General features: G+C 72.6%; 17 protein-coding genes. 8 read left to right on the top strand and 9 right to left on the bottom strand.

What is annotated here, in order from left to right:
* Positions 1 to 63: 63 nt before the first annotated feature.
* A complete protein-coding gene (locus E7Z53_RS15100) occupies positions 64 to 1254 on the bottom strand; it encodes a heparan-alpha-glucosaminide N-acetyltransferase domain-containing protein (protein ID WP_176338120.1) in 1191 nt (396 codons plus the stop codon).
* 281 nt (positions 1255 to 1535) lie between these two features.
* Between E7Z53_RS15100 and E7Z53_RS15095 the strand changes: the two genes are divergently transcribed.
* Positions 1536 to 2678: a uroporphyrinogen-III synthase gene (locus E7Z53_RS15095; protein ID WP_176338119.1), complete on the top strand. Its 1143-nt coding sequence runs from the start codon at positions 1536 to 1538 to the stop codon at positions 2676 to 2678.
* Here the strand turns inward: E7Z53_RS15095 and E7Z53_RS15090 are convergent.
* From E7Z53_RS15090 to E7Z53_RS15060, 7 genes are all read right to left on the bottom strand, one after another.
* A complete protein-coding gene (locus E7Z53_RS15090; RefSeq protein ID WP_176338118.1) occupies positions 2660 to 3883 on the bottom strand; it encodes a heparan-alpha-glucosaminide N-acetyltransferase domain-containing protein in 1224 nt (407 codons plus the stop codon). The two genes, E7Z53_RS15095 and E7Z53_RS15090, sit on opposite strands and share 19 nt — an antisense overlap.
* A gap of 165 nt (positions 3884 to 4048) precedes the next feature.
* The gene (locus tag E7Z53_RS15085; RefSeq protein WP_255219609.1) at positions 4049 to 5650 is read right to left on the bottom strand and encodes an FAD-dependent oxidoreductase; all 1602 of its coding nucleotides are present in this window, start codon (positions 5648 to 5650) and stop codon (positions 4049 to 4051) included.
* A complete protein-coding gene (locus E7Z53_RS15080) occupies positions 5647 to 7800 on the bottom strand; it encodes a molybdopterin oxidoreductase family protein (protein WP_176338117.1) in 2154 nt (717 codons plus the stop codon). Before E7Z53_RS15080 ends, E7Z53_RS15085 begins: the two co-directional genes overlap by 4 nt.
* Positions 7801 to 7847: 47 nt before the next feature.
* A complete protein-coding gene (locus E7Z53_RS15075; protein WP_176338116.1) occupies positions 7848 to 9257 on the bottom strand; it encodes an MFS transporter in 1410 nt (469 codons plus the stop codon).
* Between the two features lie 329 nt (positions 9258 to 9586).
* Positions 9587 to 10807, bottom strand: coding sequence for a heparan-alpha-glucosaminide N-acetyltransferase domain-containing protein (locus E7Z53_RS15070; RefSeq protein WP_176338115.1), 1221 nt, complete (start codon positions 10805 to 10807; stop codon positions 9587 to 9589).
* Positions 10797 to 14726: a Pls/PosA family non-ribosomal peptide synthetase gene (locus tag E7Z53_RS15065; protein ID WP_176338180.1), complete on the bottom strand. Its 3930-nt coding sequence runs from the start codon at positions 14724 to 14726 to the stop codon at positions 10797 to 10799. Before E7Z53_RS15065 ends, E7Z53_RS15070 begins: the two co-directional genes overlap by 11 nt.
* Positions 14727 to 15199: 473 nt before the next feature.
* The gene (locus tag E7Z53_RS15060) at positions 15200 to 16252 is read right to left on the bottom strand and encodes a hypothetical protein (protein WP_369597998.1); all 1053 of its coding nucleotides are present in this window, start codon (positions 16250 to 16252) and stop codon (positions 15200 to 15202) included.
* Between the two features lie 155 nt (positions 16253 to 16407).
* Here E7Z53_RS15060 and E7Z53_RS15055 point away from each other — a divergent pair, with 155 nt between their 5' ends.
* Positions 16408 to 17907, top strand: a complete 1500-nt coding sequence (locus E7Z53_RS15055) for an amino acid permease (protein WP_440941487.1) — start codon at positions 16408 to 16410, stop codon at positions 17905 to 17907.
* Positions 17908 to 18058: 151 nt separating this feature from the next.
* On the opposite strand, the gene E7Z53_RS15050 is transcribed toward E7Z53_RS15055, so the two are convergent.
* On the bottom strand, positions 18059 to 18781 hold the full coding sequence (locus E7Z53_RS15050; RefSeq protein ID WP_176338114.1) for a sirohydrochlorin chelatase: 723 nt from the start codon (positions 18779 to 18781) through the stop codon (positions 18059 to 18061).
* A gap of 143 nt (positions 18782 to 18924) precedes the next feature.
* On the opposite strand from E7Z53_RS15050, the gene cobA reads away from it, so the two are divergent.
* The 6 genes from cobA (at position 18925) to wecB (ending at position 25057) form a co-directional block, all read left to right on the top strand.
* The gene (gene cobA, locus E7Z53_RS15045; protein WP_176338113.1) at positions 18925 to 19947 is read left to right on the top strand and encodes a uroporphyrinogen-III C-methyltransferase; all 1023 of its coding nucleotides are present in this window, start codon (positions 18925 to 18927) and stop codon (positions 19945 to 19947) included.
* Complete coding sequence (locus tag E7Z53_RS15040) at positions 19937 to 20788, top strand: uroporphyrinogen-III synthase (RefSeq protein ID WP_176338112.1); 852 nt, start codon at positions 19937 to 19939, stop codon at positions 20786 to 20788. The genes cobA and E7Z53_RS15040 overlap by 11 nt, the downstream gene beginning before the upstream one ends.
* Before the next feature lie 743 nt (positions 20789 to 21531).
* Positions 21532 to 21828, top strand: coding sequence for a hypothetical protein (locus tag E7Z53_RS15035; RefSeq protein WP_176338111.1), 297 nt, complete (start codon positions 21532 to 21534; stop codon positions 21826 to 21828).
* 10 nt (positions 21829 to 21838) lie between these two features.
* On the top strand, positions 21839 to 23179 hold the full coding sequence (locus E7Z53_RS15030) for a glycosyltransferase (RefSeq protein WP_217905854.1): 1341 nt from the start codon (positions 21839 to 21841) through the stop codon (positions 23177 to 23179).
* The gene (locus tag E7Z53_RS15025) at positions 23176 to 23826 is read left to right on the top strand and encodes a family 16 glycoside hydrolase (RefSeq protein ID WP_176338110.1); all 651 of its coding nucleotides are present in this window, start codon (positions 23176 to 23178) and stop codon (positions 23824 to 23826) included. The genes E7Z53_RS15030 and E7Z53_RS15025 overlap by 4 nt, the downstream gene beginning before the upstream one ends.
* Before the next feature lie 46 nt (positions 23827 to 23872).
* Positions 23873 to 25057 (top strand): non-hydrolyzing UDP-N-acetylglucosamine 2-epimerase, encoded by a 1185-nt coding sequence (gene wecB, locus E7Z53_RS15020; protein ID WP_217905853.1) that lies wholly within the window; start codon positions 23873 to 23875, stop codon positions 25055 to 25057.
* Positions 25058 to 25065: the final 8 nt, after the last annotated feature.

Here is a 25065-nt window from a genome sequence, read left to right as displayed (position 1 = left end):
CGGGATGCGCCCGGCTCGAGCTCCCGGCCGGGACCGGACCGGAGGGGCCCGCGGTGCCGGGGGTCACGTCCGGTGGAGTCGGCGGTGCCGGTGGAGCACGGTGCGGCGGCCGGCGTCCCCGCCGGCGTCGAGGACCCGCTCCAACGGTCCCCGGCCCCGCGCCCGGTGCCAGCCGACGGCGAGCAGGACCACCGCCCCCAGGTGGGCGACGGACCAGAGAACGGGGAGGTCGTACCGGACCTCGACCGCCAGCGCCACCAGGTGGGCGGTGTACACGCTCAGGCCCGTCGCCCCCACGGCCGACAGCCGCAGCAGCCACGCCCCGGCCCTGCGGGAGACCAGCAGACAGCCCCCCAGCACCAGCAGTGCCACGCCCAGGCCGGCGGCGATCGCCCACACGCCGTCGACGGGCCACGAATCCGGGCCCCGCACCAGCACCTCGGCCAGCTCGTCCGTGCCCGTCCCGCCGGTCGCCGGCACCCGGCCGTGGCCGCCGAAGCCGTACGGTCCGAAGGGGTCGGCGGTCCGGGCGAGGACGACCAACCCCGCCCCCGCCGCCAGGAGACGGACCTGGATCCCCGGGTCGCGCAGGTTCATCCGCCCCACCCCCAGCCCGGCCAGCAGACAGCTCAGGTACGGCAGGGCCGGGTAGGTGCCGGTCACCAGCATCCGGGAGACCGTCCCGCCCGGCTCCGCCGGCACGTCGGCGAACGCGGGGTGGGCGGAGGCGGGTGTCGGGAGGACGTCCGTCACGCCCTGCACCAGCAGCGGGCCCACGATCCAGAGGACCGCCGCGCAGACGAACAGCGCCGTCGCGGACAGGCGCAGGAACGGGATGGCCAGCACGAGGAGCACCCCGCAGCAGATCAGGAGGTTGTCGGCCGGGGCGTCCTCGGGCATCAGCGCCCCGATTCCCAGGCCCACCACGGCGAGCAGCACCGCCCGCACGGCCAGCCCCACCCGGTCGGCGGCCAGCCATCTGCCCCGGTGCGGGAACCGTCCCCCGGATCCGAGCGCCAGGCCCGCCCCGGCCAGCAGGATGAACAGTGCCGCCGAGGTCTGCGAGAGGAGGAGGTGCGGCCAGGCCGGTGCCGGGGTCACGGCGTGGTGGCCGGGCAGGATCTGTACCGCCATCAGCCCGATCAGCGCCAGCCCGCGGGCCGCGTCGAGGCCCGCCCACCACGCCGGGGACCTGCGGGCTCCGCCCGTGGCATCGGCCGGGGCGAAACGCTCCGTTCCGGACGTCCACCTCATGACTTCCCCGTCCTCGCGGGCCCGCCCCGGCACTGCCAGGGCCCGAGCCGCATCCGAGGTCCCAGTGCTCCGGGACCTTTCCGGATCCAGGATCTCTGCCGCACGTGGCGCTCCCGTTGCGCGGACCTCACGATTCCGTGAAGTCTGCGGGCCCCACCGTGCACGCCAGCGGGTCGTCCGGCACGCCGCGGTTCCCCGCACCGCGTCCGGGGGGGGCAGGTGGTGCGGAATCGGAAACCTGGGGTAACACCGTGGTCACACGACCGACCTACGCTCGGGGCATGACCGCCGCACCCCCCGCCCCCGCACCCGGTGACCACGGCGCGCCCGGCGCGCTCGGGGAACTGACCGGGTTCCGCGTCGGCGTGACGGCCCACCGCCGCGCCACGGACTTCATCGCCGCCCTGGAGCGCCGCGGCGCCCAGGTGGTGCACGCGCCCGCCCTGATGATCTCCCCCGTGGCCGAGGACACCCGGGTGGTCGAGGACACCCGCACGCTGCTCGCCCACCGGCCCGGGATCATCGTGGTGACCACCGCCTACGGGCTGCGCCGGTGGTTCGAGGCCGCCGACGCCGCGGGTCTCGGGGAGGACCTGCGGGACGCCTTCCGGGCCGCCCGGGTGCTCACCCGCGGGGCGAAGGCCCGGGGCCAGGTGCTCTCCCTGGAGCTCGAGGACGCGGAGGTCTCCGAGGACGAGCGGACCTCGTCGGTGGTCGACCGGCTCCTGGCCGACGGCGTGGCCGGCGCCCGCGTGGCGGTCCAGCTGCACGGGCTCACGGACCAGATCCAGCTGGAGCGGCTCGTGGCCGCCGGGGCGCAGGTGGACACGGTCTCCCCCTACCGGTGGCTCTCCGCCGACGACGGCGAGCGCCTGCCCGGCCTGATCCGCGACGTGTGCGAGCGCCGCCTGGACGTGCTGACCTTCACCGCCGCTCCGGCCGTGGACTCCTTGTTCAGCACCGCCCAGGAGATGGGCCGCTGCGAGGACCTCGTGGACGCCCTGCGCACGGACGTCACGGCCGCCGCGGTGGGACCCGTGTGCGCCGGGCCCCTGCTGGAGGTCGGGGTGGAGCCGCTCGTCCCGGAGCGCTACCGGCTGGGGGCCCTGGTCCGGGCGGTGTGCACCCACGCGGTCGAGGAGCGCACCCTGGCGGTGCCCACCCGGCACGGGACGCTGCGGCTGATGAGCACCGGCGCCGCCCTGGAGGGCGTGTTCGTCCCGCTCTCCGACGCCCAGGTCACGGTGCTGCGGGCGCTCGCGGCGCACCCCGGGGCGGTGGTCTCCCGGGGGCAGCTGCTGTCCGCGGTGCCGGGCCTGGAGACCGAGCACGCCCTGGAGATGGTGATCTCCCGGCTGCGCCGGATCCTGCCCGCTCCCCTGGTCGCCACCGTGATCAAGCGCGGCTACCGGCTGGACCCCTGAGCCACGGCCCGGCGGACCGGCCGGACCACCGCGTTCATCGCCCGCTCCAGCGGGCCCCGCCCGAAGGCCCGCTCCCAGGCGAGGGCGAACAGCACGGAGAGCACCAGGCTCGCGATCAGCCAGAGCAGGGGCGCGGTGTGGAAGAGCTCGAAGGACAGGAACACGAGGTGCGCCGTGTACAGGGTGAGGCTCATCGCGCCCACGGCCGTCACGGGCAGCAGCCAGGAGCTGTGCCGGCGGGCCATGAGCAGGCAGGTCCCGACGACGGCCAGGCTCACCCCGAGGCTCCACGCCACGGAGAACGGGGTGTTGACGTCCGGGGTGGTGAGCACGAGCCACCACGGCGAGGTCGTCGGCAGCGTGTCCTCGGGGCCGTAGGTCAGCAGGCTCTCGAGCTGCGCCACGGTGAGGTCCGGGTCGCTGAACAGCAGCCTGGTGTAGACGTCCCCGGCGTAGAGCAGCTGCCGCGAGACCAGCTTCGCGGTCACCGCGAGGACCGTGCCCACCACGACCAGCCGGACCTGGACGTCGCGGCGGCGCAGGTTGAGCCGGCCGATGGCCAGGCCCGCCAGCAGATAGGCCAGGTACGGCAGGGCGGGGTAGGTCCCCGTCAGGAGCAGCTGGCCCAGCACCGCGAGCGGTTCGGTGACCAGGGTGACGAAGGTCGGGTTGTAGGAGGAGAAGCCCGGCAGCGCGTCCCCGGCGAGGTGGAGCAGCAGCGGGCCGGCCACCAGGGCGGCGCCCGCGCCGAGGAACAAGGCCCGCGGCCCGAGCCCCAGGAAGGGCAGGGCGAGCAGGAAGTACGCGGCGAAGTAGATCAGGATGTTGTACGCCGGGGGCTCCGGCGGCATGAGGTGGCCGATGACCAGCCCCAGGATCAGCAGCAGCAGCGCGCGCACCGCGATGCCGGCCCGGGCGGCCGTCATCGCGCGGCCGCGGAGCGGGCGGCGCCCGCCGGAGGTGAGCGCCAGCCCCGTGCCGGCCAGCAGGGCGAACAGGGCCGGGGAGTCGCCGGGGAACAGGATCCACGTCACCGTGGGCCGGCCCGTGGCGGCGTAGGACACGGGCAGGATGTGCACGCACATGATGGCCACGAGCGCCAGCCCGCGAGCGGCGTCGAGGCCTGGGAGGCGCCTCGAGGACCGCAGTGCGGCGCCGCGGGACGCGGCCGCCGCGGGCCGGTGCTCGGTGGGGCGCTCCCTCATGGATGGTCGTCCTGTTCGTCGGTGCAGGCCCGCGCGGGCGGGCGGCGGGCGCGACCATCTTCGCACCCCGGGGCACCCCGACCAATCGTGACGGGCCGGTGACCCTGTCCACCCTTGTGCGAAAGCACACGCCAGTGCGGTGGCCTCCGGCGGCACGGGGACCCCTCACGCCGCGGCGACGTGCTCCTCGACGAGCCGGCGCACCGTGTCCGCGCAGCCCCCGCAGCCGGTCGAGGCGCGGGTGGCGCAGCTGACCTCCTCGAGGGTGGCGGCGCCCTGCCCCACGGCGTCGGTGATCCGGCCCATCGTGACGCCGGCGCAGTGGCAGACCGTGGACTCGGGCGTCAGCCGGGTCTCCTGCTGCGCCCCGGCGTCCGGACCGTCGAGGCGCAGCAGGACGCCGGGGTCCTCGGGCACGGGCTCGCCGCGGTCGTGGAGGAGCCCGATCTCGGCGGCGGCGCGGGGCAGGCCGAGCACGATGTAGCCCTCGAGCGTGCGGTCGGGGCGCAGCACGAGCTGGGCGTAGGTCCCGGCCGAACCGTCCGCCCACTGCACCACGGTCCCGCCGTCCGGGCGGGGCTCCCAGGGCAGGCCCCCGACCGTCCCGGCGCAGGCGAGCTCCACCTGGTGGGCCTTGAGCCGCACCGCGCCGGCGGGACCGGTGGTGAGGGGGGCGAGCACGGCCGTCCCGCCCTCGGCCACGGCGTCCAGCTCGGCGCGGATCCGGGCGGCCAGCCACTCGGCCTGCCGCCAGCCGGGACCGATCAGGCCGGACGGGCCCATGCCGTCCCGGCCGGGGCAGACCCGGCAGGACGGGTCCTTGCACAGCACCTCGGCGCAGTCCCCCACCGCGAAGACCCGCCGCTCCACGTCGGCCTCGAGCTCGTGGTTGACCACGATCCCGCGGGCCGTGCGCAGCCCGGCGCCCTCGGCGAGCTCCGTGCGCGCCGTGACGCCGATCGACAGCAGCAGCAGCTCGCCCGGCAGGGTCCGGCCGTCCTCGAGCACGAGCCCCCGGAAGGCCCGGTCCTCGTCGAGGGAGACCTCGCGCGCCTGCGCGCCGGAGACCACCTCCACGCCGGCGTCGGCGAGCGCGCGGCCCAGCAGCGCGCCGCCGGGGGCGTCGAGGGAGCGGGTCAGCACCCACGCCGCGTGGTGGACCACGGTGACCGGGCACCCGGCCTCGCGCGCCGCGAGCGCGGCCTCGAGCCCGAGCACGCCGCCGCCCAGGACCACCACGCGGCCCCGCCGTTCGACGACGGCGCGCACGGCCCGGGCGTCGCGCAGGTCGCGCAGCGCCGTGACCCCGGCGGGCAGGTGCTCGTAGGCGCCGGGGTCCGGGTTGATCCCGCGCAGCACGGGGAGGTTCGGGCGGGCCCCGGTGGCCAGGACCAGGCGGTCGTAGCCGAGCTCCCGGGTCTCCCCCGTCGGGCCGTCGGTGAGCCGCAGGACCCGGCGGGAGCGGTCGATCCGGGTGACCTGCGTGCCGAGCAGCACGTCGATCCCGGAGCGGGCCAGGAGCTCGGGGTCGGCCAGGGCCATCGTGGCGCGCTCGGTGCGGCCCATGGCTTGCTCGCCGACGAGCACCCGGTTGTAGGCCGGGTCGGTCTCCCCGCCGATCACGGTGAGTCGGATCGTGCCCGCGGCGGCGAGGTCGGCCACGTCGTCGACGAAGCGGGCGGCCACGGGGCCGAAGCCGATGACGACGACGTGCTCGCCGGGCCGCATCGGAGTGCCGTGGGCACGGGCGGGGCGGTGCACGGTCATCGGGTCGTCTCCTCGGCGTCGATCGCCCGGACGGTCACGGAGCCGGCCTTGAACTCGGGCATGGCCGAGAACGGGTCCACGGCCGTCGAGGAGACGAGCCGGTTGGCGGTCTGGGTCCCGGCGTAGTGGAAGGGCAGGAACACCGTGTCCGGGCGGATGTCGGTGCTCAGTTCGGCGCGGGCCACGGCCCGGCCGCGGGCGCTGGTCAGCTCCACCGCGGCGCCGTCGCGGATCCCGTGGGCGGCGGCGGTCGCGGGGTGGATCTGCAGCCGCGCCGCGGGGCGGGCTCCGTGCAGCGAGGGCACGCGGCGGGTCTGGTTGCCGGACTGGTAGTGCTCCAGCCAGCGGCCGGTGGTCAGGGTGAGGGTCCCCGCGGTGTGCAGGGGCTCCCGCCGGTGCCCGGGCGAGCTCGGGTCCACGGTCCGGCCGGCGGCGCGCGGGCGGACCGGGACGAGCACGGCCCGTCCGTCCGGGTGGCCGAAGCGGTCGAGGAAGACCCGCGGCGTGCCCGCGGACGCCCCGGCGGGGTGCGGCCACCAGCAGGCCTCGCCCGCGTCCAGGGCGGCCCAGCCGATCCCCGAGTAGTCGGCCTTCCCCCCGGCGGAGGCCCGGCGGAGCTCCTCGAAGACCTCCTCCGGGTCGGGGCTGAACGTGCCCGGGGCCTCGAGCCGGCGGGCGAGCTCGGCCATGATCCACAGCTCGTCCCTCGCCCCGGGCGGCGGGTCGAGCGCGCGGCGGCGGCGCAGCACCCGGCCCTCGAGGTTCGTCATGGTGCCCTCCTCCTCGGCCCACTGCAGCACCGGCAGGACGAGGTCGGCGAACTCGGCGGTCTCGGAGAAGAAGAAGTCGCAGACCACCAGGAAGTCCAGGGCCTGCAGCCCGCGGACCACGGCGTCGGTGTCCGGGGCGCCGATCACCACGTTGGAGCCGTTGACCCACAGGCAGCGGACGCCGTGGTCGGTGCCGAGGCTGGTCAGCATCTCCGCGGCCGGGATCCCGGCGCCGGGCAGCTCGGCGGGGTCCACGCCCCACACCCCGGCCACGTGCGCACGGGCGGCGGGGTCCGTGATGCTGCGGTAGCCGGGCAGCTGGTCGGCCTTCTGCCCGTGCTCCCGGCCGCCCTGCCCGTTGCCCTGCCCGGTCAGGGTGCCCCAGCCGGAGCCCTCGCGCCCGGGCAGCCCGAGGAGCAGGGCCAGGTTGATCGCGGCGGTCGCGGTGTCGGTGCCGTCGACGTGCTGCTCCACGCCGCGCCCGGTCAGGACGTAGGTCCCCTTCCGCGCCCGGGCCAGCAGGCGGGCGGCCCGGCGGATCCGCTCCGCCGGGACGCCGGTGACCTGCTCGACCCGCTCGGGCCACCACGCGTTGACGCTCGTCGTGAAGGCCTCCGAGCCGGTGGTGCGCCGCTCGAGGTAGTCCCGGTCGGCGAGGCCCTCGTGCAGGACCACGTGGGCCAGCCCCAGCAGCAGCACGAGGTCGGAGCCGGGGGTGGGCTGCAGGTGCAGTCCGCCGTCGTCGTCGGTCATCCGGGCCGTGGCGGAACGGCGGGGGTCGACGACGACGAGGCCCCCGTGCTGCCGGGCGTGCTGCAGGTGCTGGACGAACGGGGGCATAGTCTCGGCGGGGTTCGTGCCCAGCAGCAGGACGGTGTGGGCGTCGTCGAGGTCCGTCACGGGGAACGGCAGGCCGCGGTCCAGGCCGATGGACCGGTTGGCGGCAGCCGCGGCGGAGGACATGCAGAACCGGCCGTTGTAGTCGATCCGCGAGGTCCGCAGGGCCACCCGCGCGAACTTCCCCAGCTGGTAGGCCTTCTCGTTGGTCAGCGACCCGCCGCCGAAGATTCCCACCCCGTCCCGGCCGTGCCGCTCCTGGGCGGCCCGGAACTCCGCGGCCATCCGGTCCAGGGCCGCGGCCCAGGACACCTCCTGGAAGACGCCGTCCGCCCCGCGCAGAAGGGGCGCGGTGAGCCGTGCCGGGTCGGCGAGCAGCTCCGCCGACGTCCAGCCCTTCCGGCACATCCCGCCCCGGTTGGTGGGGAACTGCCGGGCGGCGACCTCCGGGTAGCCCTGCGCCGCGGCGGCTGCCGAACCGGTGTCCAGGGTCATGGCGCACTGGAGGGCGCAGTACGGGCAGTGGGTGGCCGTGGTGCTCATGCGGGCGGTTCCTCCTGGGGTCGGCGGGACGGGGCGGGGCTGCGGGCTCAGATGTGGCTGTCGCCCATCTCGGTGCCCTTGCGCAGGTAGCAGCACCAGGTGACCGCGAGCGCCACCACGTAGAAGGCCACGAAGCCGTAGAACGCCGCGCTGTAGGCCCCGGTGGTGCTGTTCGAGAGGTTGAGCGCCTGCGGGATCAGAAAGCCGCCGTACGCGCCGACCGCCCCGATCAGCCCGAGGGCGGCCGAGGCCTTGCGCTCGGTGGAGACCGCCGCGTCCTGCTGCTGCCGCAGTCCCAGCACCCGGTAGATCGAGGGGATCATCCGGTAGGTGGAGCCGTTGCCCATGCCCGCCGCGGTGAACAGCAGCAGGAACAGGCCCAGGAACAGCCAGAAGTTCGCCAGCGGCAGGGTGAGCACCACGGCCAGCGCGAGCAGCGCCATCACCGCGAACACCGCGACCGTCATCGGGGCGCCGCCGAAGCGGTCCGCGAGCCGGCCGCCGTAGGGGCGGGAGACCGAGCCGACCAGGGGTCCGAGGAACGCCAGGGACAGTGCCGCGGCGCCCACGCTGAAGGACGAGAACTCCGGGAAGGTATCCGCGATCAGCTTGGGGAACACGCTGGAGAAGCCGATGAAGGAGCCGAAGGTGCCCACGTAGAGGAAGGACATGATCCAGAAGTGCGGCTCCCGGACCGTGGCCAGGGACCCCGCGACGTCCCCTTTGGCGTGGGAGAGGTTGTGCATGTGCTTCCGGGCGCCCCACGCCGCGAGCAGGATGAACGGCACCCAGATCCACCCGGCGAGCGGGAGGTCCAGGGCCCCGGCCGCGAGGACGGTGACCGCGATCGGGACGAGCAGCTGGGCCACGGCCGTGCCGAGGTTGCCGCCGGCGGCGTTGAGCCCCAGCGCCCACCCCTTCTCCCGCACGGGATAGAAGAAGGTGATGTTGGCCATCGAGGAGGCGAAGTTGCCGCCGCCGAAGCCGGCCGTGGCCGCCAGGAGCAGCATGACCGCGAACGGCGTCTCCGGGTTGCCGACCGCCAGGGCCAGGCCCACCGTGGGGACCAGCAGCAGCAGGGCCGAGACGATGGTCCAGTTCCGGCCGCCGAACCGGCCCACCATGAACGTGTAGGGGATGCGCAGCGTGGCGCCCACCAGGGACGGGATGGAGATCAGCCAGAAGATCTGGGAGTCGCTGAAGGCGAAGCCCGCCGCCGGCAGGTAGATCACCGTGATGGCCCACAGCTGCCAGACGGCGAAGCCGAGGAACTCCGCGAAGATCGACCACTTCAGGTTGGTGCGCGCGATCGGGCGGCCGGTGGACTCCCAGAAGTCGGGGTCCTCGGGGCGGTAGCCGTCCAGCCAGCGGCCGGGCCGCTCCCGGAGGGCGAGCGGCGGGGGCGCCGGGGTGCCGGTTGCCGTGGTGGCCGGGTCGGGATGCAGTTCTGAGCTCACGGGGGACCTCCTGGGCGAGCGGGGCGGAGCACGGCGGCGGCGGCGTGCGGTGCTCCCACGCTACGAACCCCGTGTTTCGGTCCCCGACGGCGGGAGTAACGCCTCGATGCACTTCCACTCACAGCGCCGGGACGCCCGTGTGAGGTCCCCGGGCGCCCTCATGCGCCCCGTGCCACGCCGAGTCCCCAGCCCCCGGCCCTCTCACGCACCGAGTCCCCCATGTGTGCGCGTTTCCCCAGGATCGAACTGGGGATCTGCGCACGCATGGGGGACTCGACGGTCACGGCTGGGCCGCGGGGCCGGCGCCGCGAGGGGGCCGGGGTCACAGGTCAGCGGGCGGCGACGCTCCCGGCGATGCGCTTCGAGGTGCGGGCCACCAGCTTCTCGAGCGGGCCCTGGCCCACGGCGCGCTGCCACGCGACGGCCAGGAGGCCGAACACGGCCACCTGCATCCAGAACCAGAACCCGGGGTGCAGGTCGTAGACCCCGGTGCCGAGGAACAGCAGGTGCAGGGTGTAGAGCGTGAACGTCATGGATCCGGCGGCCGCCAGCGGCGTGAGCGCCTTGCCGATCAGCCGGGCCAGGAGCAGGAACGCCCCGAGCGCGAATGCGGCCATGCCGAGGCTCAGGAGCAGCGCCACGGGCGTGTTGCTGTGCGGGGCGGGCACCATCAGCCACCACAGGGTGGTGGTCGGCAGGGACGGGTCCGGGCCGAAGACGAGGATCTCGTCGATCTGCTGCTCGGTCAGCCACGGGGTGGCCTCCCAGATCCGGTCGTAGACGCCGAGGGCCAGCAGCGCCCCCATGGACACCGTCCAGGAGAGCAGGGCCAGTGCCGCGCCGGCGCCCACGAGCCACAGCTGCACCCGCCGGCTGGTGAGGTTCATCCGGCCCAGGGCGATCCCCGCGCACAGGTAGGCCATGTACGGCAGCGCCGGGTAGGTGCCGGTCAGCAGCAGCTGGGAGAGCACGGTGACCGGGTCGGTGACCAGGTTCCACAGGGTGGGGTTGCCGTACACGTGGGCGGGCAGGACGTCCACGGCCCACTGCATGAGGAACGGGGCCAGCACGGTGAAGGCCGCCGCGCTGATCAGCAGGTGCCGGATGCGCAGGCCCAGGAACGGGATGGCGAGCAGGAAGAACATCCCGTAGTAGATGAGGATGTTGTCCACGGGCAGGGCCACGAAGCCCACGAGGAACCCGACGAGGGCGATCACCGCGGCGCGGCCCACCAGTCCCGCCCGGTCCCCAGCAAGGCGCCGGCCCGTGTGCGGGGTGCGCCCGCCGGAGAGGAACGCGAGGCTCACCCCGGCGAGGGTCGCGAAGAGGGCGGCCGAGTGCCCGGCGAACAGGGACCAGGCAAGGGAGGCGCGTTCGTTCTCCGCGTCCCAGACGGGCAGGGTGTGCACGGCGACCATCCCGAGCAGGGCGAAGCCCCGGGCGGCGTCCACGCCGACCAGCCGCCGCCGGGTGCGCCGCCCGGAGGCGCCGGGGACGTTGAGCACCGCGGTGCCCCCGCCGCGCGTGGCGGCCGCGTGCTCAGCGCTCACGGGTGGCACCTCCGGCGGGAAGGGCCTCGGCGTGCAGCGGGCGGATCGGGTTGCCGCCCCAGGTGCTGCCGGCGGGGACGGTCTCCTGGGCCATGACCAGGGAGCCGGGGCCCACCGTGGCGCCCGCCTCCACGGTGCTGCCGGGCAGGACGAAGCTGTTGGGCCCCAGGGTGGAGCCCGCCTCCATCGACACCGGCTGCAGCCGCATGATGCGGTCGTGGAACAGGTGGGTCTGGAGCACGGTCCCGCGGTTGACGGACGCGCCGCGGCCCAGGTGGACGAGGTCGAACTCGGGCAGCCACCAGGTCTCGCACCACACGCCGCGCTCGATCTTCGCGCCCATGAGCCGGGCCCAGGCGTTGAACACCGGGGAGCCGACGGCCAGCCGGATCAGGCCGGGCACGGCCAGGGACTCCGCGAAGGTGTCGGCGAGCTCGTTGCGCCACACGAAGGAGCTGAACAGCGGGCGCTCGCCCTCGCGGAAGCGGCCCATGAGGGCCCACTTGACCAGCACGGGGATGAGGGCGGCCAGCACGCCGGCGGCGAGCACCACGGGCGTGGCCCACAGCAGCGCGGAGACGATGCCGTCGAGGCCTCCCCCGGCCCGCATGTACACGGTGGTGAGCACGAAGACGATCGCGAGGTCGATCCACGCGGTGACCATGAAGGGCACGGCGCGCAGGGACTCGACGAGCGTGCGGGCCACGACCAGGCGCCGGCGGGGCCGGTAGGTGACGGCCTCGTCCGCGGTGTCGGTGACGCGGCTGATCGGCTCGGGGAGCCGGCCCAGCCAGGAGGTGCCGCGCTCGGCGTCGGCCGGGGCGGAGGAGAGCACGGCGACCAGGGAGTCCTTAGGCACGTCCCGGTCCGGGCCCACGATCGCGGAGTTGCCCACGAAGGAGCGTTCCCCCACGGTCGAGGGGCCCACGTGGATCCAGCCGAAGCCGGTCCGGGCGGAGCTGACCATCGAGTGGTCGGCCATGAAGGAGCCGGACTCGAAGGTGGTGAGGTGCGGCAGGGTCTCCACGGTGGAGATCTCCACCTGGCTGCCCACCCGGGCGCCCAGCAGCCGCAGGAAGAACGGCGTGGCGATGGAGGCGTAGACCGGGTAGGTGGAGACGAGGCTCTTCTGCAGCAGCACGCCCGTGAGCCACACGGCCCAGCCCACGGTGCCGTCGGCGGGGTGGTGGCCGGGACGGATCAGCAGGGCGAGCGCGCGCACGACCAGCACGAGCAGGGCGAGGTAGACGAGGACCGTGAGCACCGCGAAGACGGGCACCCACAGGGCCATGACGGGGAAGACGAGCTCGTAGAGCTCGAGCCCGCGCACCTGGGTGAAGACGATCAGCGCGCCGGGGACCACGGCCAGCACGGGCAGGATGCCGACCGTGCCGAGGCCCAGGGCGTACAGCAGCCCGGTGAGGAACCGGTTGCTGCGGCCGGGGGCCCACTCGAGCCAGGACTCCCCGGCGGGGCCGAGGTCCACGAGCGGGGAGCCGCCCTGCAGGCGGCCGGCGGGGACGGTGCCGGTGACGTGGGAGCCGGGGTCGACCTCCGCGCCGGCCTCGACCACCGCGCCCGGGCTCAGGAGCGTGCGGGTGCCGACCCGGGCGTTCTCGCCCACGGTCACGCCGCCGAGGTGGAAGACATCGCCCTCGAGCCAGTAGCCGGAGAGGTCGACCTCGTGCTCGATCGCGGCGCCGTCGCCGATGCGGGCCATGCCGCTGACGGGGGGCATCGTGTCGAGGTGGGCGTGGCGGCCCACCCGGTTGCCGAGCAGGCGGAAGAACAGCACCATCACGGGGGCGCCCATGAGGGGCTCGAACTTGTTGAAGATCAGCACCCGCTCGGCCATCCAGACCCGCAGGTGGGTCCAGGAGCCGCGGGCGTGCGCGCCGGGGCGCAGCCGGAAGGTCAGCAGCCGGATGAACAGCGCGGTGAGCACCAGCCGGCCGGGCAGCGCGAAGAGCACGAGCCAGCCGAGAACCAGGGGCAACAGCGGCGGGTTCGGGACCCAGCCCGCGCCCAGCACGTTGAAGAGCAGCCACACGACGATCGAGGCGCCCAGGACGTAGCGCAGCCCCGAGACGGCGTAGAGGGCCGTGAGGAAGGGGATCTGCACGAGGCCGTTCCAGCGGGGAACGTCCGCCACCCGGCGCTCGCGCGCGGCGTCCTGGGCGACGACGTCGACGGGCGCCAGCGTGGTCAGGTACTCGTGCATCCCGGCGAGCGTGGGGTGCCGGTAGATCTCGGCGATCGCGGCGTCCGGGTAGGTGCGGCGGATCTCGGAGACGAGCTTGGCCACCGCCACGGACGTGCCGCCGAGGACGAAGAAGTCGCTGTCCTCGTCGATGGGCAGGGGGCCGAGCTGGTCCGCCCACAGGGCGGCGAGCCACTCGAGCTCGGCGTCGATCTGCGAGGCCTCCGCGGCGGCGCCGGCGGAGGGCAGCGGCCAGGGCAGGGCCTTGCGGTCCACCTTGCCGGAGGTCTTCAGGGGCAGCTCGTCCATCAGGGTCAGCGCGGGCACCATCTGGCCCGGCAGCCGGTCGGCGAGCAGGCGGCGGGCGTCGGCGAGGTCCACCGAGCCCGGGGCCTCGGCCACGAGGTAGCCCACGAGGACCTGGTTGCCGGCCGGGGTGGTGTGCACGGCGGCGGCGCCGGCCTGCACGCCGGGCAGCCGCGACATCTGCTCGTCGATCTCGCCCATCTCCACGCGCCGGCCGGAGATCTTGACCTGGTCGTCGGCGCGGCCCACGAAGACGATGCCCTCGGGGTCGGCGCGCACGAGGTCCCCGGAGCGGTAGGCCCGCTCCCAGCCCAGGGTGTCCATGGGCGCGAACTTCTCGGCGTCCTTGGCGGGGTCCAGGTAGCGGCCCAGGCCCACGCCGCCGATGATCAGCTCGCCCTCCTCGCCCCAGCGGACGGGGTTGCCGGAGGTGTCGACGATCGCCAGCTCCCACCCGGGCAGCGGCAGGCCGATGCGCACCGGCGGCTCGCCGGTGAGCACGGCGCCGGTCGCGATGACCGTGGCCTCGGTGGGGCCGTAGGTGTTCCAGACCTCGCGGCCGGGGTGCACCAGGCGGGCGGCGAGCTCGTTGGGGCACGCCTCCCCGCCGAAGATGAGCAGGCGGATGCGGCTCAGCGCCTCGGCCGGCCACATCGAAGCGAGCGTCGGCACCGTGGAGACGGCGGTGATGTCCCGCTCGACGAGCCACGGGCCGAGGTCGGTGCCCGAGCGCACCACGGCGCGAGGGGCGGGGACCAGGGCGGCGCCGGAGCGCCAGGCCAGCCACATCTCCTCGCACGAGGCGTCGAAGGCCACGGAGAGCCCCGCCATCACGCGGTCGCCCGGGCCCAGGGGGCGCCTGGGCAGGTAGAGCTCGGCCTCGGCGTCCACGAGGGCGGCGGCCGAGAGGTGGCTGATCGCCACGCCCTTGGGCTTGCCGGTGGAGCCGGAGGTGAAGATGATCCAGGCGTCGTCGCCCGTGCCGGGCTGCTGGCAGTCCGCGCCCGCGCGGACGCCGGTGCGGGGCCGGAGGGACAGGTCCGCGCCGTAGACGGCGCACACCGAGGCCTCCTCCCAGACCGTGTTCGCCCGCTCGTCCGGGTCGTCGAAGTCGACCGGGACGTAGGCGGCGCCGGCGAAGATCGTGCCGAGGACGGCCACGTAGAGGTCCACGGTCCCGGAGGGGACGCGGATGCCCACGCGGTCCCCGCGGCCGATGTCGAGGTCCCACAGGCGCTGGGCCTGGGCCTCGACGCGCTCGAGGAACTCGGCGTAGGACAGCACCGTGGTGCCGTCGTCGAGGGCCACCGCGTCCGGGTGGCGCGAGACGGTGTCCATGACGATGTCCACGAGCGTGCGCGGAGCCGGTGCGGACGCCACGGGGAAGATCGCGCGCCCGGGGACCTGCGGCATGGGCTGCGTGTGCAGCGCGCGGTCGAGGACCTCGCTCTCCCCCGTCGGGTCCTGCTCCGGGTAGCGGTCCTCGAGCAGGTGCCGGCCGCCTCCCAGGCGGGTCGAGCCGCTGCGCGTGGTTGGGCGCACTGTCATTGAATCCCCCATCGACTTCTGCGCCGCTGCGGATCTGCACAGCGGCCGGTGCCGACAGGAAGGACGAGCCCAGGGACCGGACGGACCGGACGGAAGGCACTCCGGGAGCACGCGCGCGGATCAGCGCGGTGCCGAGAGCAAGTGTTCGGCCGTGATGCCCCCGCATCGGCCTTCCCCCTGAGCCGGCTCCCCTGCCAGCTTCTGTACTGCACCGTACGGCCGGTTATGTGCGTTTGCAAGCTGAAACGGGAATTCGGGGCCGGTTCCAGCCCCGCGCCTCCCCTGCCGTTCCGCGCCGTTCCGCGGATCGGGCGCTGACCAGGGACGACGACGAGAGATCAGTCACGTCCGCCGGCCGCGGCCCCCCTCGAAGGTTCCGCCGAGGATTCAGGCGAAGGGTCGGGCGAGAGCTCCGCCGAGCGCTCTCCCGGGGACTCGGCGGCGGTCATCGCGGCGTCGAGCACCCGGGCCTCGGGCAGCTCGAAGTGGTCCACGCCCTCGCGGTAGCGCACGCTGGTCCGCGCATAGCCGGCGTCCTCGTACCAGGCGTGCCCGGCGGCCGCCGCGGAGAGCGCGTCGAACGGGGCGTAGGGGTCGGTGCCGTCGTCCTCGAGGCCCACGTCCCAGTGCAGGACCAGCTGCTCGAGCTGCTCCTGAGTCGGCTCTGAGGTCCCGGTGGACGGCGCCCCGCCGCCGCCGGAGAGCACCGCGCCGCCGCCCTGCAGGAAGTCCGCACGGTCGGCCAGCAGCTCGTAGCTGATGAACTCGGCGCCCCCGGAGTAGCCGTGCAGCCACGTGCGGGAGCGGTCGAGGTCGTACTCGGCGAAGATCCGCTGCTCGGCCAGGGCCAGGAACCACTCGGCGTTGCCGTCGAGGTCCTCCCACCAGGTGGGCTCGCCCTGCCGGTCCGGGGTGCGGGGGGCCACGAGCACCGCGTTGTGCGAGCGCGCCACCTCCGCGAGGCAGGAGACCTTGTGCTCCGGGTGCTCGTACTCGTAGGCCCCGTCCCCGTGCAGGCGGAAGACCACCCCCACGGGCTCGCTCCAGTCGATGCCGTCGGCGAAGACGTGGTAGCTGCTCGTCGTGTCGTCGTGCTCGAAGGTCACGTCGAGCCGGTCCGAGGTCCCCTCCGCCCAGCGCAGTCCGCCGGAGAGGACCGGGCCGGTGCTGAGCGGGCGGGCTCCGCCGCGCGGGGCGGTGCTCACGTCCTCGAGGCCGTAGGGGGCGCAGGAGACCTGCTCGTCCGGCCCCGGGGCCGTCGTCCACGCCCACCGGGCGGCGAGCGTCACGGCGACCAGGGCCAGGAGGGCGCCGGTGAGAATGGCCACATCCACGATCCGGCGGGATCCGCGGCGCGGCGCGGCCTGGCCCGGATCCGGATGCGTTTTCACCCGTCCATCCTAGGGGCATGCACCGGCGGCGGCCTCCCGCCGAATTTCGGTTTCGCAATCGTTCCCCCATAATCGGCCAGGACCGTTCGGGGGGACGGCGCCCCTCACTTCCTCCTTCCGTGGTCCGTCCACCGCAGCAGAGGAGAAGATTCCGCGTGACCATCACCGCACGCTCGCAGGCCGAGCAGAGCGCTCCTGAGATCCAGGAGCAGCCGCCGGCCCAGGACAGGCTGCGCCGCAGCCTCAAGCCCCGTCACCTGACCATGATCGCGATGGGCGGCGCCATCGGCACCGGCCTGTTCGTGGCCTCGGGCAACACCATCGCCACCGCCGGGCCGGGAGGGGCGCTCCTGGCCTACGTGGTCATCGGCTTCATGGTCTTCCTGCTGATGCAGAGCCTCGGCGAGATGGCCACCTACCTGCCGGTCTCGGGCGCCTTCGAGGAGTACTCGACCCGCTTCGTGAGCCCGTCCTTCGGCTTCGCCATCGGCTGGAACTACTGGTACAACTGGGCGATCACCGTGGCCGCCGAGCTCGTGGCCGCCGCGCTGATCATGCGCTACTGGTTCCCCGACTCGCCCTCCTGGATCTGGTCCGGGGCCTTCCTGGCGATCCTGTTCGCCCTCAATGCGCTCAGCGCCCGGGCCTACGGCGAGAGCGAGTTCTGGTTCTCCCTCGTCAAGGTCGTCACGATCGTGCTCTTCCTGGGGCTCGGCATCCTGATGATCGTCGGCATCCTGGGCGGGGAGTCGCCCGGCTTCGAGAACTGGACCACCGGGGAGGCGCCCTTCGTGGGCGGCGGCCTCGGCATCCTGGCGATCTTCATGGTGGCCGGCTTCTCCTTCCAGGGCACCGAGCTCGTCGGTGTGGCCGCCGGCGAGGCGGAGAACCCCGAGAAGAACGTGCCCAAGGCCATCCGCACCGTGTTCGTGCGCATCCTGCTCTTCTACGTGGGCGCCATCACCGTGATCGGCTTCCTCATCCCCTACACCAGCCCCCAGCTGCTGGGCAGCGGCGTCGAGGACATCTCCATCTCCCCGTTCACCCTGGTCTTCCAGAACGCGGGCGTGCTGGCGGCGGCCTCGGTCATGAACGCGGTGATCCTCACCGCCATCCTCTCGGCCGGCAACTCCGGGCTCTACGCCTCCACCCGCATGCTGTGGGCGCTCGCCGACAGCGGCAAGGCCCCGCGCTTCCTGGCCAAGGTGAACCGCCGCGGCGTGCCCATGAACGCGCTCGTCGCCACCACCCTGGTGGGCGGGGCGTCCTTCCTCACCACCTTCATCGGGGACGGTGACGCGTACGTGTGGCTGGTCAGCGCCTCGGGGCTGGCCGGGTTCATTGTGTGGATGGGCATCGCGTGGAGCCACTACCGGTTCCGCAGGGCGTACACCGTCCAGGGCCACGACCTCGCCGACCTCCCCTACCGGGCACGGTTCTTCCCGCTGGGCCCCCTGGTGGCGCTCGTGCTGTGCGCCGTGGTGATCCTCGGGCAGAACTACCAGGCGTTCATCGGCGACATGGACCTCATGGCCGCCCTGACCGCCTACATCGGCCTGCCGTTGTTCCTGGCCCTGTGGTTGGGCCACAAGTTGGTCACCGGCTCGACGATGGTCCGCTACGAGGACGCCGACCTCACCCGCCCCCGCGACTGACCCCCGCCCTGCCCCACTCGCCCCGCCGAGCCCCCACACTCCGGGCGCCATTTCCGCCGAGTCCCCAGTGCTGTGGCAGTTCCCCAAACTCAATCTGGGGATCTGCGACGGGACTGGGGACTCGGCGCATTCGGGAGGGCGAGCCAAGGGCTCAGGGCACTGAGCGGTAGCGAGCAACGACCACGTCCACCAGTTCGGCGGGGACCTCTCCCTCCGGCACGGCCAGGGGGTCGGTGTCCACGTCCGCACCGGCCTTCCGGGAGAGGTCGAGGAAGTAGCCGGGGGCCAGGAGGTAGTTGGCGACGACGACGCGCCCCCCGTCCGCCAGGCCGGCCCGGGCGCCGGCCACCGCCTCGGCCACGCGCGGGCGGGCGGCGGCCAGGTAGGACACGGTCACGGGCCGCCCCAGCTCCTCGGCCAGCAGCTCCGCGACCGTGGCGCAGTCCGCCACCGCGCGGCGGTCCGAGGACCCGGCGGTGGCCAGCACCACGGCGTCGTGCTCCGCCAGCGGGGCCCCGGCGGCCGCGCAGGCCTCGTGCACCCGCCGGGCGAGCAGCCGGGCGAGCGCCCGGTCCGGGCCCAGGGCGGCCGAGACCCGGTGGAGGTCGTCGGCGGCGACCGCCTCGGCCACGTCCACGTAGACGTGGTAGCCGGCGGAGAGCAGCAGCGGCACCACCACGGCGGGGCGCCCGGCGTACTGCTCGGTGCGCTCGGTCAGGTCGGGGGTCTGCACGTCCACCCAGGTGGGCACCACCTCGACGTCCGGCAGCTCGGCGGCCACGGCGTCCACGAGGCGCTGCACGGCAGTGCGCCCGGACGGGGAGCTGGTGCCGTGGGCGCAGGCGAGCAGGACGGGGGCGTCGGAGGTCGTCATGAATCCCAGCCTACGAAACACGGCCCGCAGCGGTCGCCGGCGTCACGCGACGTCACGGGGGCAACCGTGCTGTAACACGCGTGCCGCATCCTGGTAGTGGCGGCCGGCCCGCCACGACCCCCGCTCTCCCCCTGGAGGACCGCATGCTGTTGACCGCCGACCTCACCGGAGTCCCGGTGCTCGTCCTCGGCGCCCCGGACGACGCCCGCCGCGCCCGGCGCCGCTACGAGGCGGCCGGTGCCGCCGTGCGCTCCGTGGCCGAGCCCGCGCTGCTCGGCGTGGCCGACCTCGCGGGCGTCGCGCTCGCCGTGGTCGTGGGCCCGGCGGCGCAGCGCTGGCGCGAGGCCTTGGCCGCGGCCGGCGCCCGCGTGCCCGTGGTGCAGGAGCCCGCGGCCCGCACCGGCGGCCGGGTGACCCTGGTCGGCGGCGGCCCCGGCGCGGACGACCTGCTCACCGTGCGCGCCGTGGCGGCCCTGCAGGACGCCGACGTGGTGTTCGTCGACCGGCTCGCCCCCGCGGGCGCGGTGGCCGCCGCGGCCCCCGGCGCCGAGATCATCCCGGTCGGCAAGACCCCCGGCCACCACCCCGTCCCGCAGTCGCAGATCCAGGACCTCATGGTGGAGCACGCCCTGGCCGGCCGCTCGGTGGTGCGGCTCAAGGGCGGGGACCCCTACGTCTTCGGCCGCGGCGCCGAGGAGCTCGCCGCGTGCGCCGCCCACGGCATCCCCGTGGACGTGGTCCCGGGGATCACCAGCGCGGTCTCGGTGCCGGGCGCGGCCGGGATCCCCGTGACCTTTCGCGAGGTCTCCCGGATGTTCACGGTCGCCTCCGGGCACGTGCCGTTCTCCGAGGCGGAGCTCGCCCACTTCGCCGGCCTCGGCGCCGGCGGGGGCACCCTCGTGGTGCTCATGGGCGTGGCCACCCTCCCCCACCTCGTGGCCGGCCTCGTCCGGAACGGCGCCGATCCGAAGACCCCGCTGGCGGTGGTGGAGCGTGGGTTCACCGACCGGCAGCGCTCCACGATCAGCACGCTCGCCACCGCGGTCGCGGACACCGCGGCGGCGGGCTGCGGCTCGCCCGCCGTCGTCGTCGTCGGACCCGTGGTCCGCCTGGCGACCGCCGAGCGGGACGCGTTCCTCGCGGAGGTCACCGCCCATGGCTGCTGAGGACCTGCCGCTGGCCGGCCGGGTGGTGGGCGTGACCGCGCACCGCCGCTCCGAGGACCAGATCGCGGCCCTGGAGCGCCGCGGCGCCCGCGTGCTGCACGCCCCCGCCCTGCGCGTGGAGCCGGTCGGCGAGGACGCCGGGCTCGCGGCCGCCTCCCGGGCGATGTTCGAGGCCCGCCCGGACCTCGTGCTGCTGACCACCGGCTACGGCCTGCGCCGCTGGCACGACGCCGCCGTGGCCCAGGGCTTCGACGCCGACCTGCTGCTGTGCCTGCGCGAGGCCGCCGTCTACGTGCGCGGGCCCAAGGGCCGGGGCGCGGTGCGCGGCCTGGGCCTGGAGGACGCCGGGATGTCCGCGGACGAGACCACCGCCGGGCTCGTGGACCTCGTCCTGGCCGAGCACGGCGGGGACCTCACCGGGCGCACGATCGGCCTGCAGCTGCACGGGATCGCCGACGTGGTCCAGCGCCGCCGGCTCACCGACGCCGGCGCCCATGTGCTCACCGTGACGCCCTACCGGTGGGCCTCCGCCGACGACGCCGGGCAGGTGCCCGTGCTCGTGCGGGAGGCCGCGGCGGGGCGGGTGGACGCCGTGACGTTCACCGCCGCCCCGGCCGTGGACGCGCTGTTCAGCACGGCCGAGGAGCTGGGCCTGCACGAGGAGCTGCTGGCGGCGTTCCGCGGCGGGATGCTCGCCGCGACCGTGGGGCCCGTGACGGCCGCGCCGCTGCTGGAGCTCGGGATCGAGCCGCTCGTGCCGGAGCGCTTCCGGATGGGCGCGATGCTCAAGCAGCTCACCGACGCCCTGTCCGGCGCGCAGCCCGACGACGACGGGCGGTAGCCGCTCCGACCGCGGGCGCGATGGGCGATCGTCTCGAGGCGGAGCTGGTTCGAAGGCGGAAGCGTGCGGCGGCGGGAGCACGCGGCGGGGTGGACGTGCCCAGCGGCGACCGGTCGTCGGCCCGGTGGGCGCGGGACGATTGCGGGGGCGCGCCAGGACGGGGGTCAGGGGAACCGGGGGTATCCCGACGCACCCCTGCGACCGCTCGGCAACCGCCAAGGCCGCAGGTCAGACGGACATTCGTTCGTCGTGCATCGAATGTAGCAGATCACACCGGATTAGCGAACACTTTCCTGATGTAATGGTGACGGAACGGTCACAGCCCGACCGTCGCCAGGTTCTACGGACATCCAGTGCCATTCCGGTCCGGCCACCGGCGGCCGACTCACCGCCCATGCCGCGCCGACACCTTTGGCACCTTTTCGGAGTGCAACAAGCCGTCATCTGCCAATGAACCCTCTGATGTCGATCACCTGGCTTCGTCGCATCCCTTCAGGGGCGTGTCCCCCAAGTGGTCCACAGATAGAGGCCGATCAGCCATCACAGCGGGGCTAATAGAAGCGTTTTCAACCTCTCCTGGAAATTGTTTGCAATTGTAACCCTTGCAGAGCAAGCATCGCGCCCGCGGTCGCTTTGCGGAGGTATCGGGATTCTGAAAGGCTAATTCTGGTCGGTCGCCTTGGGGAAGGAGATCGACCGGCGCGTCGGGGGGACGGGCCAGCCTTTATCAGGGGGAGCTTTCCATGTCGATTTTTATTGTCATGCCTACGAGTACTATTTCCGTCGCGGAATCCGCACAGTCGTTCCTGCAGAGCGGAAGTCGTGTCTTACTCATGATCGCCATGGCGCTGTTCCTGGCCTATCTGCTGTTCATGCTGAGTGCGGTGACGATTTCCGGCGCCATCACCAAGGTGAATGCGTTGCGTCGTCCCCTCACCACCGAGCCCAGGGCTACTGTGACGTCCCTTCCGCTGCCTCTCGATGACGGCTGGGGAAACCGACTGGTTCCGGGCCCCGATGAGCGCGCCATGAGCGCCTGAGCTTTCCGACATGATCATGCTCTTCGGAGAGCGGATCGACTTGATCCTGGCTCTCGCCGTCCTGTTGGTCTCACTCAGCGTGCTGTACGGCATGACGCTTCTCGTACTTTCCCGTTTTGAACCCCGGCACGCGCGGGCACGCCGACGTCAGGTGTCGAACATGCGGGACGACAAGACCGTCGTGTTCGTCGTTCCGTGCCTGAACGAGGATCGCGTTCTCGGGGCCAGCCTCGACCGTCTCGCGAGTCTCGAGCATCCGCGTGTGCACATTCTGGTGATCGACGACGGCTCCGACGACGACACAGCCGCCATTGTCCAAGCACATCCTGACCCGCGGGTACACCTCTTCCAGCGAACCTTGCCCGAGGCACGCCAAGGCAAGGGGGAGGCCTTGAACGCCGCGATCCAACATCTGCGGACCAGCGATCTGATCGCCGGCACACCGCACTCGGACGTGGTCGTCTGCGTCATGGACGCAGACGGGCGACTAGATTCCCATGCTCTTCGTGACGTGATGCCGCTCTTCTTGGACGACCGGCTCGGTGCGGCCCAGATCGGCGTCCGTATCAACAACCGGCACCAAAGCCTGTTGGCTCGTATGCAGGATCTGGAGTTCGTGCTCTACACACACGTCTTCCAGCGTGGGCGACGTCATCTCAAGAGCGTCGGACTCGGTGGCAACGGTCAATTCGTCCGACTCTCCGCCCTCAACGGGCTGGGAGAGTCACCGTGGTCGCGCAGCCTCACGGAAGACCTCGACCTGGGTGTGCGGCTCCTCATCGATGGATGGGAGACGGAGTTCTGTTCGACGTCGTCGGTGCACCAGCAAGGACTCGTGGACATCAAACGATGGGTGAAGCAGCGGACGCGCTGGTTCCAGGGACACCTGCAGTCCTGGGGCCTGGTCCCCTGGGTGCTCCGCGACCTCACCGGCACACGGCGGGCCGACCTGGTGTACCACCTGACCAGTCCGTTTCTCCTGCTGATCACGTCATTCCTCAGTGTGGCCTTCGCCCTGTGGGCATTCGACGTCATCCTCGGGATCGTGGTGGGCGACGCCGTCGTCTCACGGTGGTGGATCTCGGCCTATCTCGTCGCATTCGGGCCGGCCCTCCTGTTCGGTCTCGTGTACTGGTCCCAAGAACGGCACCACGGCCTGCGAGCGCCGACTGCCGTGCTCCTGATGCACGCGTACGTGCTCTACGCGACGCTGTGGTATCTCGCAGGATGGAAGGCGGCCTACAGAGCGGCGCGTGGGCACAACGGTTGGTCGAAGACTGAACGTATCGTCGAGAACAAAGCCCAGGTCGACTCGTCGGCGAAGGAGCTCACCACCGAGGTGCGCGCATGAGGAAACCCGTACGAATCGTTCTAGCACTCGGGATACTTGCTCTGGTCGCCGTGGCGGGGGTCAACAACATGTGGCGTATACAACCGTGGTCCGACGGCGAGACCCATGGCCAGTGGGCCGCTCTCTACACCGGCTACGGACGTGTTGTGGGCTCGGACAAGCAGGTGGTCCTGGAACCGAACGCCGCTGCATCACCTGACATCACCCATGGATCGTTGGTGCACACCACGCGGGCCTATGAGGACGCTGATTTCGCCATCACGATGAAGACGGAGGAACAACTCCGGCAGGGCGACCCGAATGTGTGGGAAGTGGGCTGGGTCCTCTGGAACTTCAAGGACAACGACCACTTCTATGCCGTCGCGCTCAAGCCCAACGGGTGGGAGATCTCGAAACAGGACCCGGCCTATCCCGGGAGTCAGCGATTCCTCGCAACCGGTGACGACCGGACCTTCCCTGTCGGTCAGGCGTACCGGGTCGAGGTCGAGCAGGACTGGCCGCGCATGACGGTACGCGTCGACGGCCGAGAGCTGACCACCATCGTCGATGACGAGCGGCCGTATCGCGGCGGCGCCATCGGCCTGTACACCGAGGACGCCCGCGTCCGATTCCAGGACCTGGAAGTCAACGACAGGTCGAACGCGTGATGTCCGCCGCGCCGGCGCGGACCACACTGACTAATCAGGAGCAACCATGTCCACCAAGCCCATCACCATCATGGCGATCTATGGCACTCGCCCAGAGGGCATCAAGATGGCCCCTCTCGTCCTCGCGCTCCGCGACGATCCGCGCTTTGAAGTACGGGTGGTCGTCACGGGACAGCACCGCGAGATGCTCGACCAGGTGAACCAGAACTTCGGCATCGTCCCCGATAGCGACCTCGACATCCACGCGCCTGGACAGAGCCTGATGCAGATCAGCAACCGCACGCTGGAAGGCCTGACGGAAGTTCTGAAAAAGGACCGCCCCGATGCCGTCCTTGTACAAGGAGACACTTCGACGACGTTCGTAGGTGCTTTGGCCGCCTTCTACGCGGAGATCCCCGTGGTGCACACCGAGGCAGGACTGCGGACGGGCAACAAGTACTCCCCGTTCCCCGAAGAGATCAACCGGCGGCTGACCGGTCAGATCGCCAGTTTGCACCTGGCACCGACGGCGGCAAGCCGGGACAACCTTTTGAAGGAGAACATTGATCCGTCGACCATCGTGGTCACCGGGAACTCCGTCATCGATGCTCTGCTCATCACCGTGGCTTCACAGCCACGCATTGAGGACCCCGAGCTGGCGCAGCGCCTCGCGGAGGGGCGACCCGTGGTCCTCGTGACCGCACACCGGCGAGAGTCCTGGGGTGAGCCTTTGGAGGCCGTCGGCAGAGCGATCGCAGCGCTCGCTCGGCAGCACCCCGATCACGACTTCGTCTTCCCCGCCCACCGTAATCCTCTGGTTCGCGACGCCATCCGGCCGGCCATTCAAGATCTGAAGAACGTCCTGATGACAGAGCCTCTTCCTTACGCACAGTTCTGTGCCCTGCTCGAACGGGCATCCATCATCCTCACCGACAGCGGAGGCGTCCAGGAGGAGGGCCCGTCCCTCGGCAAGCCGGTTCTCGTCATGAGGGAGACCACTGAGCGTCCGGAAGCCGTTGTTGCCGGGGCCGTCAAGCTCGTGGGCACCGACGAAGAGGTGATCGTGCGAGAGGTCTCGACACTCATCACGGATCAGGACGAGTACAGCCGCATGGCCAGGGCTCTCAATCCCTATGGTGACGGACGCGCTGCGGAGCGCACCGTGCGCGCCCTGGCTCGACACTTTGGGTTCGACGATCTCGTAGAGGAGTTCACCTACGAACCCCAGTTCGCTGCGTCAACCACCAGCTGATCCATATC

It is taken from the genome of Kocuria salina (genome assembly GCF_013368965.1).
Lineage (GTDB): Bacteria > Actinomycetota > Actinomycetes > Actinomycetales > Micrococcaceae > Kocuria > Kocuria rosea.
Note: the sequence above shows the minus strand (reverse complement) of the source record. Positions and strands in the feature narration are given on the sequence as shown.

Coding starts and splice junctions, on each gene's coding strand:
- E7Z53_RS15100 (WP_176338120.1), bottom strand. CDS start 1,254: ATGAGGTGGACGTCCGGAACGGAGCGTTTCGCCCCGGCCGATGCCACG.
- E7Z53_RS15095 (WP_176338119.1), top strand. CDS start 1,536: ATGACCGCCGCACCCCCCGCCCCCGCACCCGGTGACCACGGCGCGCCC.
- E7Z53_RS15090 (WP_176338118.1), bottom strand. CDS start 3,883: ATGAGGGAGCGCCCCACCGAGCACCGGCCCGCGGCGGCCGCGTCCCGC.
- E7Z53_RS15085 (WP_255219609.1), bottom strand. CDS start 5,650: ATGACCGTGCACCGCCCCGCCCGTGCCCACGGCACTCCGATGCGGCCC.
- E7Z53_RS15080 (WP_176338117.1), bottom strand. CDS start 7,800: ATGAGCACCACGGCCACCCACTGCCCGTACTGCGCCCTCCAGTGCGCC.
- E7Z53_RS15065 (WP_176338180.1), bottom strand. CDS start 14,726: ATGCCGCAGGTCCCCGGGCGCGCGATCTTCCCCGTGGCGTCCGCACCG.
- E7Z53_RS15050 (WP_176338114.1), bottom strand. CDS start 18,781: ATGACGACCTCCGACGCCCCCGTCCTGCTCGCCTGCGCCCACGGCACC.
- cobA (WP_176338113.1), top strand. CDS start 18,925: ATGCTGTTGACCGCCGACCTCACCGGAGTCCCGGTGCTCGTCCTCGGC.
- E7Z53_RS15040 (WP_176338112.1), top strand. CDS start 19,937: ATGGCTGCTGAGGACCTGCCGCTGGCCGGCCGGGTGGTGGGCGTGACC.
- E7Z53_RS15035 (WP_176338111.1), top strand. CDS start 21,532: ATGTCGATTTTTATTGTCATGCCTACGAGTACTATTTCCGTCGCGGAA.
- E7Z53_RS15030 (WP_217905854.1), top strand. CDS start 21,839: ATGATCATGCTCTTCGGAGAGCGGATCGACTTGATCCTGGCTCTCGCC.
- E7Z53_RS15025 (WP_176338110.1), top strand. CDS start 23,176: ATGAGGAAACCCGTACGAATCGTTCTAGCACTCGGGATACTTGCTCTG.
- wecB (WP_217905853.1), top strand. CDS start 23,873: ATGTCCACCAAGCCCATCACCATCATGGCGATCTATGGCACTCGCCCA.